This window comes from Flavobacterium branchiophilum NBRC 15030 = ATCC 35035 (genome assembly GCF_002217205.1).
Classification (GTDB): Bacteria; Bacteroidota; Bacteroidia; order Flavobacteriales; family Flavobacteriaceae; genus Flavobacterium; species Flavobacterium branchiophilum.
This window is the reverse complement of sequence record NZ_MUGT01000018.1, coordinates 28,228-47,981: the sequence shown is the minus strand read 5'-3', so window position 1 is coordinate 47,981 and position 19,754 is coordinate 28,228. Positions and strand designations below refer to the sequence as shown.

19 protein-coding genes, 1 tRNA gene and 1 riboswitch are annotated in these 19,754 nt (G+C 31.8%); of the genes, 15 read left to right on the top strand and 5 right to left on the bottom strand.

Features of this window, described 5'->3' with window-relative positions; all coding sequences use genetic code 11:
- Positions 1–19: 19 nt before the first annotated feature.
- On the bottom strand, positions 20–1,408 hold the full coding sequence (locus tag B0A58_RS02740) for an IS4 family transposase (protein ID WP_089079778.1): 1,389 nt from the start codon (positions 1,406–1,408) through the stop codon (positions 20–22).
- A 620-nt stretch (positions 1,409–2,028) separates the two neighbouring features.
- On the bottom strand, positions 2,029–3,171 hold the full coding sequence (locus tag B0A58_RS02735) for an ABC transporter substrate-binding protein (protein WP_089079777.1): 1,143 nt from the start codon (positions 3,169–3,171) through the stop codon (positions 2,029–2,031).
- A 65-nt stretch (positions 3,172–3,236) separates the two neighbouring features.
- Positions 3,237–3,441: riboswitch (cobalamin riboswitch) on the top strand.
- Between the two features lie 82 nt (positions 3,442–3,523).
- Between B0A58_RS02735 and B0A58_RS02730 the strand changes: the two genes are divergently transcribed.
- Entirely contained in the window at positions 3,524–5,473 is a 1,950-nt protein-coding gene (locus tag B0A58_RS02730) for a TonB-dependent receptor plug domain-containing protein (RefSeq protein WP_089079786.1), read from the top strand.
- A 106-nt stretch (positions 5,474–5,579) separates the two neighbouring features.
- Positions 5,580–6,170 carry an LURP-one-related/scramblase family protein gene (locus B0A58_RS02725; RefSeq protein WP_089079776.1) on the top strand — a complete coding sequence of 197 codons (591 nt, stop codon included), beginning with the start codon at positions 5,580–5,582 and terminating at the stop codon, positions 6,168–6,170.
- A gap of 143 nt (positions 6,171–6,313) precedes the next feature.
- On the opposite strand, the gene B0A58_RS02720 is transcribed toward B0A58_RS02725, so the two are convergent.
- A complete protein-coding gene (locus tag B0A58_RS02720; protein WP_089079775.1) occupies positions 6,314–7,525 on the bottom strand; it encodes an anhydro-N-acetylmuramic acid kinase in 1,212 nt (403 codons plus the stop codon).
- A gap of 517 nt (positions 7,526–8,042) precedes the next feature.
- On the opposite strand from B0A58_RS02720, the gene B0A58_RS02715 reads away from it, so the two are divergent.
- Both B0A58_RS02715 and B0A58_RS02710 read left to right on the top strand, forming a co-directional pair.
- Positions 8,043–8,522, top strand: a complete 480-nt coding sequence (locus tag B0A58_RS02715) for a YciI family protein (protein WP_089079785.1) — start codon at positions 8,043–8,045, stop codon at positions 8,520–8,522.
- A 10-nt stretch (positions 8,523–8,532) separates the two neighbouring features.
- The gene (locus B0A58_RS02710) at positions 8,533–9,033 is read left to right on the top strand and encodes a DUF4199 domain-containing protein (protein WP_089079774.1); all 501 of its coding nucleotides are present in this window, start codon (positions 8,533–8,535) and stop codon (positions 9,031–9,033) included.
- Between the two features lie 50 nt (positions 9,034–9,083).
- Here B0A58_RS02710 and folP read toward each other — a convergent pair whose 3' ends face one another.
- The gene (gene folP / locus B0A58_RS02705; protein WP_089079773.1) at positions 9,084–9,938 is read right to left on the bottom strand and encodes a dihydropteroate synthase; all 855 of its coding nucleotides are present in this window, start codon (positions 9,936–9,938) and stop codon (positions 9,084–9,086) included.
- A 51-nt stretch (positions 9,939–9,989) separates the two neighbouring features.
- On the opposite strand from folP, the gene B0A58_RS02700 reads away from it, so the two are divergent.
- From B0A58_RS02700 to B0A58_RS02670, 7 genes are all read left to right on the top strand, one after another.
- On the top strand, positions 9,990–10,538 hold the full coding sequence (locus B0A58_RS02700; RefSeq protein WP_089079772.1) for a DUF1599 domain-containing protein: 549 nt from the start codon (positions 9,990–9,992) through the stop codon (positions 10,536–10,538).
- 5 nt (positions 10,539–10,543) lie between these two features.
- On the top strand, positions 10,544–11,665 hold the full coding sequence (locus B0A58_RS02695) for a MauE/DoxX family redox-associated membrane protein (protein WP_089079771.1): 1,122 nt from the start codon (positions 10,544–10,546) through the stop codon (positions 11,663–11,665).
- A 20-nt stretch (positions 11,666–11,685) separates the two neighbouring features.
- Complete coding sequence (locus B0A58_RS02690; RefSeq protein WP_089079770.1) at positions 11,686–12,219, top strand: AAA family ATPase; 534 nt, start codon at positions 11,686–11,688, stop codon at positions 12,217–12,219.
- Positions 12,220–12,260: 41 nt separating this feature from the next.
- Positions 12,261–14,150: a RecQ family ATP-dependent DNA helicase gene (locus tag B0A58_RS02685; protein WP_089079769.1), complete on the top strand. Its 1,890-nt coding sequence runs from the start codon at positions 12,261–12,263 to the stop codon at positions 14,148–14,150.
- Positions 14,147–15,097 (top strand): methionyl-tRNA formyltransferase, encoded by a 951-nt coding sequence (fmt, locus tag B0A58_RS02680; protein ID WP_089079768.1) that lies wholly within the window; start codon positions 14,147–14,149, stop codon positions 15,095–15,097. Before B0A58_RS02685 ends, fmt begins: the two co-directional genes overlap by 4 nt.
- Before the next feature lie 167 nt (positions 15,098–15,264).
- Positions 15,265–15,537, top strand: a complete 273-nt coding sequence (locus tag B0A58_RS02675; protein ID WP_014083647.1) for an HU family DNA-binding protein — start codon at positions 15,265–15,267, stop codon at positions 15,535–15,537.
- 36 nt (positions 15,538–15,573) lie between these two features.
- On the top strand, positions 15,574–16,164 hold the full coding sequence (locus tag B0A58_RS02670; RefSeq protein WP_185740248.1) for a YqgE/AlgH family protein: 591 nt from the start codon (positions 15,574–15,576) through the stop codon (positions 16,162–16,164).
- 43 nt (positions 16,165–16,207) lie between these two features.
- Here the strand turns inward: B0A58_RS02670 and B0A58_RS02665 are convergent.
- Positions 16,208–16,281, bottom strand: a tRNA-Arg gene (locus tag B0A58_RS02665).
- 378 nt (positions 16,282–16,659) lie between these two features.
- On the opposite strand from B0A58_RS02665, the gene B0A58_RS02655 reads away from it, so the two are divergent.
- Genes B0A58_RS02655 through B0A58_RS02640 form a run of 4 tightly spaced genes read left to right on the top strand, consistent with a single transcriptional unit; the run spans position 16,660 to position 19,741 of the window.
- Entirely contained in the window at positions 16,660–17,256 is a 597-nt protein-coding gene (locus tag B0A58_RS02655; RefSeq protein ID WP_089079766.1) for a DUF1684 domain-containing protein, read from the top strand.
- Positions 17,256–17,903, top strand: a complete 648-nt coding sequence (locus tag B0A58_RS02650; protein WP_089079765.1) for a TatD family hydrolase — start codon at positions 17,256–17,258, stop codon at positions 17,901–17,903. Before B0A58_RS02655 ends, B0A58_RS02650 begins: the two co-directional genes overlap by 1 nt.
- Before the next feature lie 12 nt (positions 17,904–17,915).
- A complete protein-coding gene (locus B0A58_RS02645) occupies positions 17,916–18,647 on the top strand; it encodes a tRNA threonylcarbamoyladenosine dehydratase (RefSeq protein WP_089079764.1) in 732 nt (243 codons plus the stop codon).
- Between the two features lie 47 nt (positions 18,648–18,694).
- Positions 18,695–19,741, top strand: coding sequence for an endonuclease/exonuclease/phosphatase family protein (locus tag B0A58_RS02640; protein ID WP_089079763.1), 1,047 nt, complete (start codon positions 18,695–18,697; stop codon positions 19,739–19,741).
- Positions 19,742–19,754: the final 13 nt, after the last annotated feature.

The window sequence follows — 19,754 nt, the reverse complement described above, 5'->3', positions numbered from 1 at the left end:
CAATGTCGTTAAGTTAAGGTTATAAGGGTTTATAATTCATATAATATTGTTTTTTAGTTTTTTTCTTGCGTTCAACCGACCTATTTTTTCTAATGATTTCCCTTGTTTTATATACCATTTCATCAAAATAGGCTAGAAATTCATTTAGCTTCCTTTTTATAAATATTGGAATAAGCATATCAGATAAGGTTGCTAGTGCGTGGGTTTTATTTGGTTTTTGAGCATGTTTAGTTTTTCTTTTTTCTTGGTTATATTCTTCTCTTAATTTTTCTTCAATAGGGAAGGCATATGCAGAACACAATGTCATTAAAAACACTTTTGCGTGGAAATCCTGTCTAACAGCTTTTGCTGTTTTACCTGAAAATTTTTCCAACTCTATCCTGCTTTTTAGCAATTTATAGGCTTCCTCTTCATTCCATCGCAAATGGTATAATGTCTTAAATTCTTCAATTTTATATTCTAATGTGTCTGTCAATGAAGTACATAGAATTTCAATTTCTCCAGTTTCTAATTCAACCTTTACCAACCTACATTTTATTTCTTGGTCAATTATTTCAGGGTAGGCAGATAATTTTTTATAATCTTTCTTTGGAAGTTTGAAACTTACAATTCGTTCCATATCCTTCGAATTTGTAAATGTCTCCACAATTTTCCACCAGTCATTTTTCATCCTTACACAAAAATCAACACCTTTTGCCATTAACAGAAAAAATAGCCATTTACTTGGATAAAACCTGTCCAATAACAATAAATCTCCCTGCTTTACGTGTGCTAAATGTCGTTCTAGCAAATCCAATTCTGAAATATGAATGCCTTCAATTTCAGAATCTAAACACAATTGGTTTAAAACATCATATAATATTGAACCTAAAGCCATTGATTGTTCACTATCGGCTTTTGGACCATAAAAAGTTGAACCAAACTCTTCTTTAATAGTATCGTGTTTTGGAAGTAAAAGTTTTGTACCATCAGCTGACAAAAGCCTTTTTCCGTGCCAATTCAAAAATGGAGCTTGTTCATAAAAAGTATCTACAGCAACTTGATTTAAACGCTTAAACGCCCAAGGATTTAATTTTGCTCTTGCTTGAGTAAAAGCACTTTTTGATACTTCTCTAACGGAGAAATCATTACTAGTAACTGTTTTTACAAACCTGTCTAGTTCTCTTTGAGTTGCACTTTTAAAGTTCATAATAATAAAAACTAAATCCCTGATAGTCAGTTTTCTATCTCTAGTAAATACCCCTTCACTGCCGTCTTTTGAACAGCTGACGAATGCTTCGTTATTAAGCTCATAGTCAATATTTAATGTTAAATTTTCTCTATATTCTAATGTTTTTAATGCAATAGAGTTACCCCCTATATACCCTGTAAATGTAAATATAAAAATTATAACTACAAAATAAATCAAGTAATAAATTCAGAAAAAGTGCCTATTCTATTGGCTTTTTTATACATTTGCTTAACTTAACGACATTGGTTCATAATAATAAAAACTAAATCCCTGATAGTCAGTTTTCTATCTCTAGTAAATACCCCTTCACTGCCGTCTTTTGAACAGCTGACGAATGCTTCGTTATTAAGCTCATAGTCAATATTTAATGTTAAATTTTCTCTATATTCTAATGTTTTTAATGCAATAGAGTTACCCCCTATATACCCTGTAAATGTAAATATAAAAATTATAACTACAAAATAAATCAAGTAATAAATTCAGAAAAAGTGCCTATTCTATTGGCTTTTTTATACATTTGCTTAACTTAACGACATTGACTAAAATATATTAAAAAATATACAAACCAAAGCATAAACCCACAAGCGACGCAAAAAATAATTTATGATGAATGAATAAACAAAAATTTAGTTTATTATGTAAATCTTTTACTACTATTGATAAAAAAATAAGGAGTATTCAATAGTTTTTTCAGCAAAGGTATAACATTAATCATTACACACAAGAAATAGAATAAATTTTAATACAAAATAATAAATATAAAGCCACAAAAAGCATAATATTATTAAAAATAAGAACTATTGTAACTGATCAAAAAACATCAATTGATGGTTGGTCAAAAGCTCGGGATGCAAAATTTTAACCAAATCAAGCAATACCAAATCGGGTCTGTTTGGTGCCATTTCATAATACAGCACACCGCCAGTTGGGCCTTTTTTGGTGCTAAACGTATAGATTTGCTTCTTTTTATAAGCGTCAAATTGGGTATAATGTATGTTTTTTTGTGGCATATCCGCCAGTGATGTAGCATCGCCAGGGCCAATCCAAAATTGGGCTTTTTGGGCTTTTTCCAACACCGCCTCAAATGATAAAGACAAGCTACCAGTACCGTGAGTATTGCCCCACAAATATGTAGCATTGGCCTCTTTAATAAACAAACTTCCCCAAGAATCGCCTTGTGGCATAAACCATTGATTTTCGATCATGGCACCACACAAAACGGTTGGTTTTGAGGCTGCTTGTGCTGCTAGTTTTTGGGTTTTTTGATAAGATTTTTCTATTTTTTGAAACCATTCATTGGCCTTTTTTTCCTGATCAAATAACAAACCATATAATTTAAGCCACTCTGCTTTCCCCAAAGGGCTTTGTTCGTTCCAGTCGCCATTTACAATTACTTTTAAGCCACTTTTTTGTAAATTTTCCAACTCTGGATTATGCTGATCTATCCCATAAGCCATTACAATATCGGGGTTCAAATCGATAATCGTTTCTATATTTAAGGCTTGATTGTTTCCCAATTCTTTTACAAAACCCGCCTCAATTCGTTGTCTTACTTTTGGCGACGAAATATACTCTAAATGCGGAAAACCAACCAAAGCATTTTCTACATCAAGCATTTCTAAAGCCGATACAAATGTGGTAGAGGTGGCCACTAATGTTTTGATAGGAACTGGTATAGCAGTAAATTTTTTTAAAGAATCGGGTACAACAGCATTTTTTTTATAAAGTATATACTTAAATTTTTCTGTGGCGTGGGGCCAAGCGTCCTCTATGGTAACTACGGCTACATCTTTGTATTGGACTATAGAAAGTCCTTTGGCATATTTAATTATAGCATTAGGTTTATGGGGTTTTGATGGTTTGCTATCGGTTTTGCTTTGACAACACAGCAACAAAAATAGACCTAAATACAACAGTACTTTTTCAATAAATAATTTCATGGACTCATTTTTATGAATTTGCAAATATAAAAGTTATTTGGCTTTAAAAATAAAAAAAAAGTTATAGCTTTGCACCCGAATTGAGGTTGTTGTTATTTCTTACGAAAAAAAATAACAATATTAAAAGGGAATCAGGTGCAATGCCTGAGCTGTACCCGCAACTGTATGCTAAAAAGCTTGTTGTAATCTACAAAACCACTATCAAAAAAATGATGGGAAGGTACACAACAAGACGCAAGCCAGGAGACCTGCCCATTTCAAAACGAGTATCAAACTTTCGGGAAAAAAGGTTTGGGTATGGGTAAATTCCGTGCTTTTCTCCCATTTTTATGATTTAAAAATGTTTAAAAAAATGAACAAAAAAAAGGTTCAAATCAGTGTAATTACTGCATTGATGAGTGTTTGCGTGTGGTCGCAAGAAAAAAAAATTGAAAACACCACAACGTTAGACGAAGTAGTAGTATTGGATTCAAAATTTGCCCTATCTAAAGAAAAATCGGGTAAAGTGATTACAAAAATTTCGAGTGAAGCACTTCAAAATTTTGCTGGGCAGTCTGTTGCCACGGTGCTCAATACCGTTGCTGGTATCGAAATGAATGGCAATCAAAGTGGCAATGGCAAAAACTTGGGGTACTACATTAGAGGAGGCAAAAACAATCAAGTTTTGATCTTGATAGACGGGCAACCCGTTGTGGATGCCTCTGGAATTAGTATGGAATTTGATTTAAGATTATTAAGCACAGAGGCCGTAGAAAGTATCGAAATCATGAAAGGGTCCGCCAGTACCTTGTACGGATCGGGTGCTGCAACAGGAGTAATTCATATTACTTTGAAAAAAACAGGAAATCAAAAAATACAAGCCAAAGCTTATTTAAATGGCGGTACAAACAATACCGCTTGGACAAAAAAAAGCAGCCCAGAAGACATCAACGCTGGTTTTTCTTTACAAGGTAAATACCAAAAAATCAACTATTTAGCCATGATAAATAGTACGGAAACAAAAGGTATTTCGCAAATTGCCGAACCCGAAAAAGGAATAGTTTATGAAAGCGATCGGTTGTCTAAATTGAATTATTTAGGTAAAATAAACTACAAATTAAATGCCGCATTACAAGTGGATTTTTTAGGACAGTTTGACAAAGTAACTTCTTATTTTGATGGTACCTACAACCATTCTAATACCAATGATACCGATAAAAACGTATCTAAATCAGAGCAAATTCGGTTTGGTATCAGTCCAAAATGGCAATATACAAAAGGTGCACTAACCTTACAAACGGGCTTTACTACAATCAAAAGGGATTATCAAACGTATTATAGCTTTTTAAATGATGTATCACAAGATGCTTATGCTTCTAAAAATGTAAATGTAGATGCGTTTAATAAATATGTTTTTTCTAAAAGTTTTTTCCTAATAACAGGTACTCAATTCCAGTTCAATAATATGAACTATACCAGCTCGTATAGCAACATCATGGCCGAAAATGCTAAATTTAACATGGCCGACCCCTATTTTTCTGGGGTTTACAACAGTATTTTTGGATTAAATGTCAATGTGGGGGCTAGACTCAACCATCATAGTCAATATGGTAATCAATGGGTGTATCATATCAATCCGTCTTATACTTTCAAAAAAACACCCATCAAACTCATCAGTTCTATCTCAACCGCTTTTCTTACGCCAAGTTTGTACCAACTGTATTCTGAATATGGCAACAAAAACTTGACTCCAGAACGAAACAAAACTGTTGAAATGGGTTTTGAAACTACTTTTTTGAAAAACAAAGGGCAAGTAAATTTAGTAGGTTTTTACAGAGAACAAGAAAATTTTATAGGTTTTTATACCAACCCTGTAACTTATGAAGGAATGTATGTAAATATTGATGGCAACAACAAAGCTCGAGGCATCGAAACCGAATGGGCATATCGCTTCAACCATCAGTGGTCTTGCCAAGCTAATTATACTTATATTCATGTAGATGAAGCCCTCAACCGATTGATTCCAAAACATAAAGTAAATGTTGCATTAGATTATCAAATTCAAAAACGTACCCATATCAATCTGAATTATCAATATGTGGACAGCAAAAACGATTTTTATTTTGATGAAAATTATCAAAAAGTGGATGCCGTTTTAGCTTCCTATCAATGGGTAAATGGTTCCATTAGGTACCAATTGATAAAAGATCGTTTGGATGTATTTAGTAATATTACAAACATTTTTAATGAAAAATTTGTAGAAAATATCGGATACAATACCAGAGGCCGCAATTTTAGATTTGGTTTAATGATAAAGTTATAATGTATCATTTGTTTTTTTTAATCAATAAAAATGTTTTTTTAAAAATTTTATTATTTATATTTGCTAATAAAATAAAAATTTAATTATAAAACTCAATTACTTGACTATGCAAACTCATTTTTTTGATACCAACCATTACTTTATCGATGAAAAAGTACAATTTTTCAAATTTGAAAACAGCTATAAAATATACAACGAACACGGCGACCAAATTGGAATAATCAAACAAAAATTAAGTTTTGGACAAAAAATGTTACAATTAATCATCAATAAAGCCATGATGCCTTTTGAGTTAGAAATTACAGACAACCAAGGGCAAATTGTAGCTTCAATTAGTAGAGGTTGGACTTTTTGGATGTCGAAAATCATGATCAAAAACCAACAAGGGAATGAAATTGGCATGATAAAACAAAAATTCAAACTTTTTAAACCAAAATTCATGATAACAGACCTTCAGGATACTTTAATTGCAGAAATTTCTGGCGATTGGAAAGCCTGGGAATTTAATATAACCGATCCAAACAATGAAAATATTGGCAGTATTTCAAAAAAATGGAACGGCATGGTAAAAGAATTATTTACATCGGCAGACAAATATAAAGTCGAAATCAACCCCAATTTGAACCATCTGGATCATAAAGTTGCTATTATTGCCAGTGCCATTACAATTGATATGGTGTTGAAAGAACGTAAATAAAAAGATTTTTTTATTTTAAAAAAAAGTAATTCTAAAACTTTTAAAGAAAAATCATATTTTACTATACAAAAATCCCATAAAATATGGTGATTTTTAATAAAAAAAACAGCTTCTTCTTAATAAATTTAAGTTGAAGCTTTTTTTTAATCAGGAAATGAAATTTTACCCATAGAAACCGAAGGAACACCTTGCTTGTTACCAAAATTTGTTGTGCCTCCTACAAGGGTTTCATTGGCCAAAATGGCAAACAAAATCGCTTCTTTAGCATCGCCATTTATGCCTAAATCATCTGTTTTTTGAAAGGCAATAGAAGGCAATAACGAGGCTAAATGCTGCATCAACAATGGATTGTGCATGCCGCCTCCAGACACATATACAGTGTATTTTTCGTTTGAATCATGCTGTTGGTTTATACAATATTCAATGGCCTCTGCAGCTGTTTCGGCACTAAATCGGGTTAGGGTTGCCAACACATCTTCTGTAGCAAGCTGTTGTGTTTGGCTTTTGCTTAATGCCTCCTGAACATATTGTATATTAAATAGTTCCGGCCCTGTTGATTTTGGAAACGGACTTTCAAAAAAAGGATGGTTTTTTAAGGCCTCTAACAGCAAAATATTTACAGTTCCTTTTTGAGCCAATTGAGCATCTTGGTCAAAATTCAAGCCGGGAAAACATCGCTTAACCCAAGCATCTATAAGGGTGTTGCCCGTTCCAGTATCTGTAACAAACACTTGTTCTGGATTTTGATTTTGGGGCAAAAAAGTAAAATTACCAATTCCGCCAAGGTTGAGCATGATGCGGTTTTCTGTAGATGTTCCAAACAAAAAATAATCGCCATACACTGCCAGTGGTGCCCCTTCGCCTCCTGCGGCCACATGTTTTTGCCTAAAATCCGAGAGGGTTATGATACCCGTTTGAACCGCAATATGATCGCCATCGCCAATTTGCAAAGTGGCATTTGGACTATTTTCTATTTGATGTAAATGACTAGGCGAGTGCATCACGGTTTGCCCGTGCGAGGCTATTAAATCGACAGTGTTTGGGGCTCTATTCCATTTTTTTAAACAATCTAAAATCAGGTTGGCATGCCACAAGCCAATCTGCTCATTAAGTATTGCTAAATAGGGAAAATCAATTTGCTTTTTCGCAAAAACCTTCCGAATCGCTTCTTTTGTCTGCTCTGTATAAGGTAGGGTTTCAAATTCTATCAAAGTTACTTTGGTATTCTGGCCAGAACCCGTTATTTCACACAAAGCCACATCTAGTCCGTCGAGCGAAGTTCCAGACATCAGTCCAATAATCGTTCTAATCGGTTTTTGTGCTATTTCATATAACGAAAGTATATTTTTGTTCATATTGATTTACATTTATAAATACATCTATTTAAAACTTAGTGTATTAAAATTAAAAAAATATTATATTTTTTGAATTATATATAATAAAATTACCAACAAATAAAAAAGTAGCATCGCTCTATTTGGGCGTTCCCCAAAGGTCGGGCGATCCGTTTCAAACGACGTTCATTGAACTCCAAAAGAAATGAAATATTGTGAAATAATTTTTTTTGAGGCAAAAAAAGCCTCAAAAAAGGATTTCTACTACTATCCCAAATGCAACAAGTCTTTCTGAATAACAGCGGCACTACATACAATTATAACCTTTTATCTATAAAACATCAGTATAAAAAAAGTCCTTTGAGTTTTAATTGTATTTCCAACTATAAATGGCAATACAAATATAATGCAAAAAATGGTTTTATTAAAAAAATAATATATTTTTGTAACCACAATATATGCCAATCAATACAAAAAAAGGGGGTTTAACCCGAAAATGTGTTGTTTAAAACAAATAGGAACACCTTACAAAAAACTAATGAAAACAAAACTTATCATAATAACAACGCTGTTGTCCTATATGGCAATCGGACAAACAATACAAGTCGAACAAAACAATTCCAATCCAAATTATAATAAAATTTTAGCCGAAAAACTAGGTGCCAATCAATATGGAATGAAAGGATATTATTTTGTGATACTTAAAACGGGGCAAACTCAAATTGCAGATCAAAAATTAATCCATGATATTTTCAAAGGTCACATGACCAACATCAATAAATTAGTCAACGAAGGTAAACTCATAGTGGCTGGCCCTTTTGAAAAAAATGATAAAAATTATAGAGGTATCTTTATATTACACAATATACAATCCATTGAGGCAGCAAAAGACCTCCTACAATCCGATCCTGCAATAAAAAACGGTTTGTTAGATTATGATGTTTTGTATTGGTACGGCTCGGCTGCTTTGCCAGAATACCTTCCAATTTCAGATCAAATTTGGAAAGAAAAACCTTAAAATAATAAACATGAAAAATGTAAAAATTGAAATGAAATGGGCATTGCTCTTTAATTGTATCGTGGTGCTTTGGATGCTATTGGAAAAACTTTTGGGCTTTCATGATAAATACATAGATTATCAAATGTATGTTACAAACTTTTTTGCAATACCAGCTATTATTACAATGGTATTTGCAATAAACAACAAAAAAAAGCAATATTACAATGGAATTATGAAATACAAACAAGGTTTGAAATCCGGAGTAATATTATCAGTATTTATAGCTATTTTAACCCCAATTTCACAATGGGTAACTACTTATATAATTTCTCCATCTTATTTTCCTAATATGATCAAACGGTCTGTTGCGTTGGGTTATTATCCGTCTGAAATAGATGCAAAAGCCTATTTTAATTATTATAATTATACAATACAAGGCACCATTGGAGCTTTGGTTATGGGGATTGTTACAACTGCCATTGCAGTAATTTTTTTACATTCAAAAAAGAAAAAACAAACTAATATTTAAAATTACAAATAAAAATCTATCTCATAATGTTATTTTAAATGAGATACAAATTAAGTCAAACATTGTACTATTTTTATACATTCTATGGCTTCTTTTACATCGTGCACACGCAAAATTTTAGCCTGTTTTTGTAAGCCTATTGTATGCAAAACTGTTGTCCCATTTAAGGCTTGGGTTGGGGTAGTTTCTAGCAATTTATAGATCATTGATTTTCTGGAAATCCCAACTAAAATAGGCAAATCATGAATATTTAAAAGCGATAAATGCTGCATCAAATGGTAATTTTGTTGTAAGGTTTTGGCAAATCCAAATCCAGGGTCGATGACAATATCAGTAATACCGTGTTGTTTGGCTTTACTTATTTTTTCAGAAAAATATTCATTTATTTCTTTAATTAAATGATTATAATGTGTTAAATTTTGCATGTTTTGAGGTGTACCCCGTGTGTGCATCATAATATAAGGTACTTGCAAATGAGCCATCGTTTCAAACATTTTTTCGTCTAATGTCCCTGCGGCAATATCATTAACCATACAAGCCCCATTTTCTACTGCAAATTGTGCAACACGACTACGAAAAGTATCTATAGAAACCAATATTCCCGGAAATTCTTTAATAATATGCTTAAGGAAAGGCTTTAGTCGGTTTATTTCATCCATTTCAGAAACAAATTCGGCGTTTGGTTTACTCGAATAAGCCCCAATATCTATAAAAGTAGCCCCTTCTTGAAGCATTTTTTCCACTTGATGCAACACTTGATTGTGGTTTGTAAAATGTCCTCCATCGTAGAAAGAATTGGGCGTGAGGTTTAAAATGCCCATAACTTTTGGGATAGACAAATCAATTAATGTACCGTTACAATTCAAGGATTGTGAAGTTTGTAATGTGTTGTTTTGAAAATTCATTTTATAATATCAAAAAAATGATTAATTTTGACACAAATATACAAAATAAAAATGAAGGATACCTCAAAAGAATATGATGCTGTAATAGACATTTGTAAGTCGTTGTATATCAATAAATTGAAGGATTATGGTTGTGCATGGCGGATTTTAAGATTGCCTTCGCTAACAGATCAAATATACATTAAAGCACAAAGAATCAGGAGTTTACAAGAAAATCAATCCAGAAAAATTGACGAAGATGAAACGGGCGAATTTATAGGCATTATCAACTATGCCGTAATGGCATTGATACAATTAGAATTGGGAGTGGCCACACAACCCGATTTAGAATTGGCCACTTCGATACAACTATATGAAGCCAAAATACATTGGACAAAAAATTTGATGGAAGCCAAAAATCACGATTATGGCGAAGCTTGGCGAGACATGAGGGTGAGCTCCTTAACCGATTTAATTTTGCAAAAACTACTAAGAGTCAAACAGATAGAAGATAATTTTGGAAAAACAATCGTATCCGAAGGCATTGATGCTAATTATCAGGACATGATAAATTATGCTGTTTTCGCTTTAATTTTAATGAATTTTAACTTACAAAAATAAAAAATATGAATGCAAATAAAAATTATATTACATGGGCAATTCGTATTGTAGTTGCCTTATTGTTTTTACTTTCGGCAGTGGCCAAATTATACCCATCGCCTTATTTTGCCATTTCAACATTTGAGGTCAAACAGTTGTATAGTTTGGGATTTTCAGAACAAGTAGCCCCTTATTTTTCTAGAATCCTCATTGGAATAGAATTTGCTTTAGGTTTTTTGTTGCTTCAAAAAAATTACCTTAAAACAATTATTATACCAGCTACAATCCTTTTGCTTGTAGTTTTTGTAGGACATTTAAGCTACGTAACCTTTTTAACTGGTGGTAATTCTGGTAATTGTGGTTGTTTTGGAGAATTATTACCTATGACTCCTATCGAAGCCATCATCAAAAACATAGTAGCTATAGGATTGTTGGGGTATTTGTATAAAATTTATGAAAATTTAAGTTTTTCAAAAGGCAATTTTTGGGTTTTAACTACCGTGTTGCTGGGCTGTATTTTGGGACTATTCATGCTGGCTCCTATACAACCTGTTGCATCAAAATACAGCGTAAGCCCCATAGAACCAACTGAAATTGATAGTGTTAGCATAGAAGTACCAACTAAAAAAACCGTTACGCTAGACAGTACAATAGCTGCAATAAAACCAACTGTAAAAGCAAAAGACAGTGTAACAAAAGTTGAAGAAAAAACACAAAACGAACCTAAAAAAGTTAAATCAGGGTTTAAATCCTATTTTTCGCACATAGATCAAGGTAAAAAAATAATGTGTTTGTTTGTACCTGGTTGCGAGCATTGTAGAGCCGCTGCAAAAGAACTTACGGCCATGAGGCTAAAAAACCCTTCGATGCCGCCTTTGTCGGTAATATTTATGAATGAAGAGGCCGATTTGATACCTGACTTTTTTAAAGAAGCGGGAGCAAGCTATCCTTATAAAATTGTAGAAATCATTCCGTTTTGGAAAATTTTAGGCATGGGCAAAGACACGCCTGGCATCAAATATTTATGGAATGGCAACGATATTAAATTTTATTATGGCATTGGCGATCAAAAATTCAATGGAGAGGAGCTAACCACTATAATAAACCAATCCTACGAAGAATTAAAGAAACACAATAAAAACCTTTAATCCATTATTCTAACGTATTTATGAATAAAGAAATAGCTGTAATTATTGGAGGGCCAGGAACTGGTAAAACATCGCTAATCAACCATTTAACCCAACAAGGGCATTGTTGTTATCCTGAAATTTCCAGACAAGTAACCTTAGAAGCACAACAAAATGGCATTGCCCAACTTTTTTTAGAACAGCCTTTGCTTTTTAGCGAAATGCTATTAGAAGGTCGTAAAAAACAATTCGAAAATGCCCAAAATGAGACAGCCCATTTGGTGTTTATAGACCGAGGTTTGCCCGATGTTTTGGCTTATATGCACTACATTGGCGACAGTTATCCTAAACATTTTATAGAGGTTTGCCAAAAATATCAATATACCAAGATATTTATTTTACCCCCTTGGGAGCATATCTATGTGAGCGACAATGAAAGATACGAAAATTTTGAACAATCTCAATTAATTCACAAGCATTTGGTAGCAACATATCAAGATTATGGCTACCAATTGATAGAAGTACCCAAAGATACTGTAGCAAAAAGAACAGCATTTATTTTAAATCATTTTTAAATATTAATAAAAAAATTAAAATATTAACGTATAAAATGTAGATGACATCAATTGAAATATTACAAAAATATTGGAAGCACGATGCCTTTCGTGAACCCCAAGAAGCGATTATAAATTCGGTTGTTTCAGGACAAGATACGTTAGCCATTTTACCTACAGGAGGGGGAAAATCGATTTGTTTTCAAATTCCAGCTTTACTGCAAGAAGGATTGTGCCTTGTAATTTCGCCATTAATAGCATTAATGAAAAATCAAGTAGAAAACTTACAAAAAATAGGCCTCAATGCCATCGCATTAACAGGGGGCATTTCTGAAAATGATACCCTCATTTTGTTAGATAATTGTAGATTTGGAAATTATAAATTTTTATACATTTCGCCAGAAAAATTACAAATCGACTGGCTTTTTGATAATATTAAAACACTCAATATCAACACAATAGCCATAGACGAAGCCCATTGTGTATCGCAATGGGGGCATGATTTTAGACCTGCTTATTTAAAAATTGCAAAACTCAAAACATTTTTTCCAAAAATTCCATTTATAGCCTTAACAGCATCGGCTACATCGAGGGTAATATCTGATATTTTGGTTCAGTTAGGCATAGAAAAAGCTACGGTTTTTCAAAAATCTTTTGCCAGACCTACTTTGGCTTATATGACTTTTGAAATAGAGGACAAACTGTTTAGAATTCAACAAATATTAAATAAAAACAAAGAATCGTCAATAATATATGTTAGAAATAGAAAATCATGCCATGATTACTTAAATAAATTAACACAAATGGGGTTTACAGCTTGTATTTATCATGGTGGCCTGCATCCTAGTGAAAAACAAAAAAACATGTCGCTTTGGATGACGGACAAAGTGCAAGTAATGATAGCTACCAACGCCTTTGGAATGGGAATTGATAAACCAAATGTAAGAACAGTTATACATGTACAAATCCCTGATAATTTAGAAAATTATTATCAAGAAGTGGGACGAGCAGGCAGAGATGGCCAAAAAGCGTATGGCATTTTGCTATTTCATCATGCTGATTTTTTACAATCAAGAGCGCAAGTAATAGACATTTTGCCCGACAAAATATTTTTGACAGAAGTTTATATAAAACTATGCAATCATTTACAAATACCTTATAGCGAAGGTTTTAATGAAAGCTATTCGTTCAATTTGAATCAGTTTTGCACCAAATATCAATTTCCAATTACAAAAACATATCAGGCAATACAATTTTTAGACAGACAAGGCATTATCACATTATCCCATGAATATTCAGAAAAAACTGCTATTCATTTTATTATTTCTTCCAAAGAAGTCATTCGATACCGCAGTTTAAACCCAGAGGAAGATGCCTTGATTGTTCAAATTTTGAGGAACTATCCTGGTGTTTATGAAGGTTTAACCTATATCAATACCCATTATTTAGCACAAAAACTCCAAATCGAAGAAGCTAAATTAAAATTGATTTTAACCAAATTACATCAAAAAGGAGTTATTGCATTGGCACATAAAAATAATGATGCCCAATTGATCATGAATGAAATTAGAGAAGATAAACTTACAATAAATAAAATTTCAAAACATTTAGCCACACAAAATCAACTTAAAATAGCACAATTTGAAGCTGTTTTACAATTTATAACCAACAAAACCGATTGTAAAAACAAATTGATTTTGAATTATTTTGGCGAAAACACCGAAACAAATTGTGGCATTTGTTCCAACTGTATCTCGAAACAACAAAAAGCAACACCCAATCAAAATTCAATAAATAAAATAATCAAATTATTACAAGTTCAAGAGATGGATTCGAGAGAATTAGAAATTTATAGCAAACTCAATTCGAATGATCTTATAAATGGATTGAAAGTTTTATTAGATTGTAATCAAATATCACTATTAAAAAACAATAAATACAGTATAAAATGACAGAAAAATTAAGAATCGTTTTTATGGGTACACCAAACTTTGCAGTAGGAGTTTTGGATCGTATCCTATCAGAAGGTTATGATGTGGTTGGTGTAATTACTGCTGCAGATAAACCAGCAGGGCGAGGTAAAAAAATTAAATTTTCGGAAGTTAAAGAATATGCTTTGCAAAAAAATCTTAATATTTTGCAACCAACAAATTTAAAAGACAGCATTTTTCTTGAACAATTGAAAAACCTACAAGCCAATTTACAAATAGTTGTAGCCTTTCGAATGCTGCCAGACGTTGTTTGGAAAATGCCAAAATTTGGTACTTTTAACTTGCATGCATCCTTGTTGCCGAATTATAGAGGAGCCGCACCAATAAACTGGGCCATCATCAATGGAGACACTACTACTGGAGTAACTACCTTTTTTATAGATGAAAAAATTGATACAGGAGCAATAATTAGGAGTAAAGAAATAAATATCCATTCAAACGAAAATGCCGGAAGCTTGCATGATAAATTACAAACAATTGGAGCTGAAACAGTTATAGAAACTTTAAAATTAATAGAATCAGGAAGCGTTCAAACTACAATTCAAACAGAACAAGAATCCTTAAAAACGGCCAACAAACTAAACAAAGAAAATTGTAAAATCAATTGGCAAGATACAGGTATCAATATTTACAATAAAATTAGAGGTTTAAGTCCTTATCCTGGAGCATGGTGCCAGTTTGAAGATGACATCCATCAATTTGACATCAAAATTTTAGAAACCGTTTTTATCAAAACGACGCATGATTTTCGTATTGGGCAAATAATTTGTACAAAAAAAGACATAAAAGTAGCCGTCGTAGATGGATTTATACATCTGAACGTACTTCAAATGCCTGGAAAAAAACAAATGAAAGCATTTGAAATATTAAATGGGATGAAAATTAGTGATAAAGCAAAGGTTTTTTAATGAAATAAAGAAAAAAAAGAAGTCTTTGCGAAATGTTATTAACAAAACGAACAAGTTATTAACAAAATGAATAAAATTTTACAAAGATACTTGCAAAGAACTTTTAAAAAACTAAATTTGTTTTTTATATCATAAAATATTTTACCAACAATTAATAACAATTATTTATGAACAAAACAGAATTAATCGATGCAATTGCTGCAGATGCAGGAATTACTAAAGCAGCTGCTAAATTAGCATTGGAGTCGTTTCTAGGAAATGTAGGAAAAACTCTTAAAAATGGAGATAAAGTCTCTTTAGTAGGATTCGGATCTTGGTCGGTTACAAAAAGAGAAGCTAGAGAAGGTAGAAATCCACAATCAGGTGCTACGATTCAAATTGCAGCTAAAAATGTAGTGAAGTTTAAGGCTGGTGCAGAATTAGAAAATGCAGTAAACTAAATTTGTAATAAAAACATCAAAAAAACCTTTCACAAAATGAAAGGTTTTTTTTTGACAACTAGTAATATGGGTTTAAAACACTTCAAAAAAGGTTGTTTATTAATAGCCGAGCCTTCGCTTATTGGCGACAATATTTTCAATCGAGCCATTATCCTTTTGGCCGAAAACAATGCCAATGGTGCTTTGGGATTTATTTTAAATAAACCATTAGACTTAACCGTTCAAGATTTTATTCCTCAAATAGATACATCATTTAAAATATATAATGGCGGACCTGTCGAACAAGATAATTTGTATTTTATACATACAAAACCTGAATTAATTCCAGATAGTCAAGAAATTTCAGACGGTATTTATTGGGGTGGGCAATTTGAATTGGTCATTAATTTAATCAATCAAAAATTAATTCAAAAAGACGACATCCGATTTTTTTTAGGTTACACGGGATGGAGCAAAAATCAACTGGAGGATGAAATTAAAGAAAAATCATGGTTGATTACAAACAATTCAAATCAAAAAAATATTTTAAGCATCAAAAGTAAAAACATGTGGAAACAAAAAATAACTGAAATTGGAGGTAATTATTTGATATGGAGCAATTTACCCGAAGATCCTTTGCTAAATTAAATAAAAAAACCGTTAATTATTGCTAATTAACGGTTTGTTTTCGTGACCTTGATAGGATTCAAACCTATAACCTTCTGAGCCGTAATCAGATGCGCTATTCAGTTGCGCCACAAGGCCTTATTGCGGGTGCAAAGTTAATCGATTTTTTTGATTAAACAAGCATTTTAATTCCTTTTTTAAATAAAATATTCGCAACAAATATAACCAGCTGTTTTTCAATAATTTACTTATTTCAAACTATTTTTAGTTACATAAAATCGCCATCCTATAATCAAAAGTTGCCATTTTTGAGCTTTTGCAAGATCTAATTTTTGTTTTGTAAAACTAGGTAAAAGTATTTTGTTTATTTTTGCTAAAATTTGAAACATATTTTTTTTTCAAAAATACAATTTTAATGTATTCTGTTCAAATAAAGTTTTAAAACCGTTTCTTATATAGTAAAAACAATAATCAAATTACAAAAAATACATATTTTGACATCTAAAATCAATACAAATGAATAAAATTTTAGTTATTTTCTTATTTAGTGTAGTCCAAATGGCTTTTGCACAAAATCAAATTGAAATAGCTCAAAAGGCACAAACAGCTTTAAATCTCTTCTATAAAAACCCAACAACTAGTCCGCTTCAAAAAGCAGATTTGAAAACCTTCAACCATTTGGACTTTTATCCTATAAGCGACAAATATATTGTGGAAGCCCGTTTTGTAAGAGCCCAAAAAGACTGCATTTTTGAAATGAAAACATCAGGCAGTCGTTTACCAAAATATACAATATATGGTAGTTTGTATTTTGAAATCGAAGGAAAATCATTCAAATTAAACGTATATCAAAACAAAGATGCCAACAGAAAAGCCGAATATAGCAATTATTTGTTTTTGCCATTTTCAGACAGTACATGTGGACAAACAAGTTATATTGGCGGGCGATACATGGATTTGCAACTCCCTCTAAAAGAAACAGTTATCCTTAATTTCAATACAGCATACAACCCGTATTGTGCCTACAACCACCAATATTCTTGCCCCATAATTCCGCTCGAAAACGATTTGCCTATTGCCATATTGGCAGGTGTTAAAAAATACCACGATTAATGCAATTAATCAACATCCATACACATTATCATAACAATGAAGCAGATGTAATAGCTGTTGTCAATCAGTATCCTATGTCGTTTGACTCAACAATTTCTAATTTTACAATAGGAATTCATCCATGGTATATTATAAAAGACCGTTTAGAGCAAGAATTAACAATATTAGAAAAAAATATTAACCATAAAAATTGTATTGCAATTGGAGAATGTGGACTAGATAAAAAAACAAACATTCCGTTTGATTTGCAGCAAATGGTGTTTGAAAAACAAATTTTATTAGCAAAAAAATATCATAAACCCTTAATTTTGCATTGTGTAAAATCGTTTGATGAAATTATAAGATATAAAAAATTATTACAAATAGAGGTTCCAATGATTGTGCATGGATTTTCAAAAAACAAAACTGTGGCTCAAACTTTGATAAAACATGGATTTTATTTGTCGTTTGGACATCATTTGTTAGTAAAAAAAGATTTAGAAAATGTACTACAAAATATAGCTTTAGAAAAAATATTTTTTGAAACAGATGATCAAAAAATTTCAATTGAAAGTATTTATGACAAAGCAGCCACCGTGTTAGGCATCAAAAATACCGATTTAAAAGAAAAAATATATACTAATTTTAATACAATAATTAATACTTAAATTTTAATAAAAATGAAAGTTTGGCAAGAAAGAGCAGCTTTATTATTTAAAGAAGAAGGTTTACAAAATTTAAAAAAAGCACATGTTTTAGTAGTAGGACTAGGTGGTGTTGGGTCGTTTGCTGCAGAGTTTTTAGCACGAGCGGGTGTTGGCAACATGACCATTGTTGATGGTGACGTGGTAGATATTACCAATATCAACAGACAATTGCCTGCATTACATTCTACCGTTGGAATACCAAAAATAGAAGTAGTGGGCAGCAGACTTTTAGACATTAATCCTGATTTAAACCTTATAAAAATACAAGAATTTCTTTCGCCAGAAAAAGCATTTGACATTATTTCTGCTGAATATGATTATGTATTAGATTGTATAGACAGTATAACTCCAAAACTCAATTTGATTATTGGCGCCAAACGAAAAAAAGTTAAAATCATATCGAGTATGGGAGCAGGTGGCAAAATGGAGGCAGCAAAAGTAAAAGTGGCCGATATTAGCAAAACCCAAAATTGTTATTTAGCAAAAGCCATCAAAAAAAGGCTAAGAGGTGTAAGGATAGACAAAGGAGTAAAAGTTGTTTTTTCTTCTGAAATTCAGGACGAATCTAGTCTTAAAATTACAGATGGTACAAATTATAAAAAATCTTTTTACGGAACAAACAGTTATATGCCAGGCCTTTTTGGCTTATATGCTGCCGAAACCGTGATAAGGTATTTGGTTCAAAAAGAAGATTCAAATATATAGCTGCTTTACCTAAATTTATTCTATTTTTGCATTAAATTCAAAACAAAATGAAAAACCTTTCTTGGTTCAACAAAATCATGTTTTTTTTAAATATAGTGCTTACTATACTTACATTTCTTGCTTATGTTTTACCTTTTTTGGCTCCAAAATTATTTCCATTATTATCTGTACTTACATTAATATTGCCTTTTTTTCTGATTATTAATGCTATTTATTTTATATATTGGTTCATTCAATTCAAAAATCAAATGATCCTTTCGGGTTTGGTGCTTTTGTTAGGCATTACATTTATCAACAAATTTTATAAAATTTCAGGTTTAGACCTTCCAAAATCTGACAATGATTTTAAAGTTATGAGTTATAATGTACGTCTTTTTAATTTATTCAAATGGAAAAACGACGATAACATACCTCAAAATATACGTAATTTTATTAATGATCAAAATGCCGATATTGTTTGTATTCAGGAATATTCTGCGGCGTCAAAAGTCAATTTAAGAGTGTATAAATACAATTATATTTTGATGCTTGGCAAAAACATTAAAACGGCACAAGCTATTTTTTCTAAATATCCCATTGTTGAAAGTGGTAATATTGAGTTTCCAAATTCTGACAATAATGCCGTATTTGCCGACATCAAAAAAGGAAAAGATACTATTAGGGTATATAATATTCATTTAGAATCTATCAAAATAACGCCTGATGTAAATGAATTAAACGAAGGAAAACATCAGATAAGCGAAAAAAAATCTTTACAAATTTTCAACAGAATAAGTAATGCCTTTAAGGAACAACAACGGCAAGCAGAGTTGATTATGAACCATAAAAAAAATTGCCCCTACCCCATTTTGATTTGTGGCGACATGAATAACAGTCCGTATTCGTATGTGTATAGAGGCATTAGAGGCGATATGAATGATGCGTTTGAAGAAGCAGGAACCCATTTTGGAGAAACTTATCATTTCAAATATTACCCTGTTCGAATTGATTATATTTTTGTTGATAAAAGAATTAAAATTAAAAATTTCAACCATTTTTCCGACTTTAAAAATTCCGATCATTACCCTATCATGGCACGATTGGAAATGAAATAAATATCTAATTACT

Coding starts and splice junctions, on each gene's coding strand:
- B0A58_RS02735 (WP_089079777.1), bottom strand. CDS start 3,171: ATGAAATTATTTATTGAAAAAGTACTGTTGTATTTAGGTCTATTTTTG.
- B0A58_RS02730 (WP_089079786.1), top strand. CDS start 3,524: ATGAACAAAAAAAAGGTTCAAATCAGTGTAATTACTGCATTGATGAGT.
- B0A58_RS02725 (WP_089079776.1), top strand. CDS start 5,580: ATGCAAACTCATTTTTTTGATACCAACCATTACTTTATCGATGAAAAA.
- B0A58_RS02720 (WP_089079775.1), bottom strand. CDS start 7,525: ATGAACAAAAATATACTTTCGTTATATGAAATAGCACAAAAACCGATT.
- B0A58_RS02715 (WP_089079785.1), top strand. CDS start 8,043: ATGAAAACAAAACTTATCATAATAACAACGCTGTTGTCCTATATGGCA.
- B0A58_RS02710 (WP_089079774.1), top strand. CDS start 8,533: ATGAAAAATGTAAAAATTGAAATGAAATGGGCATTGCTCTTTAATTGT.
- folP (WP_089079773.1), bottom strand. CDS start 9,938: ATGAATTTTCAAAACAACACATTACAAACTTCACAATCCTTGAATTGT.
- B0A58_RS02700 (WP_089079772.1), top strand. CDS start 9,990: ATGAAGGATACCTCAAAAGAATATGATGCTGTAATAGACATTTGTAAG.
- B0A58_RS02695 (WP_089079771.1), top strand. CDS start 10,544: ATGAATGCAAATAAAAATTATATTACATGGGCAATTCGTATTGTAGTT.
- B0A58_RS02690 (WP_089079770.1), top strand. CDS start 11,686: ATGAATAAAGAAATAGCTGTAATTATTGGAGGGCCAGGAACTGGTAAA.
- B0A58_RS02685 (WP_089079769.1), top strand. CDS start 12,261: ATGACATCAATTGAAATATTACAAAAATATTGGAAGCACGATGCCTTT.
- fmt (WP_089079768.1), top strand. CDS start 14,147: ATGACAGAAAAATTAAGAATCGTTTTTATGGGTACACCAAACTTTGCA.
- B0A58_RS02675 (WP_014083647.1), top strand. CDS start 15,265: ATGAACAAAACAGAATTAATCGATGCAATTGCTGCAGATGCAGGAATT.
- B0A58_RS02670 (WP_185740248.1), top strand. CDS start 15,574: ATGAAAGGTTTTTTTTTGACAACTAGTAATATGGGTTTAAAACACTTC.
- B0A58_RS02655 (WP_089079766.1), top strand. CDS start 16,660: ATGAATAAAATTTTAGTTATTTTCTTATTTAGTGTAGTCCAAATGGCT.
- B0A58_RS02650 (WP_089079765.1), top strand. CDS start 17,256: ATGCAATTAATCAACATCCATACACATTATCATAACAATGAAGCAGAT.
- B0A58_RS02645 (WP_089079764.1), top strand. CDS start 17,916: ATGAAAGTTTGGCAAGAAAGAGCAGCTTTATTATTTAAAGAAGAAGGT.
- B0A58_RS02640 (WP_089079763.1), top strand. CDS start 18,695: ATGAAAAACCTTTCTTGGTTCAACAAAATCATGTTTTTTTTAAATATA.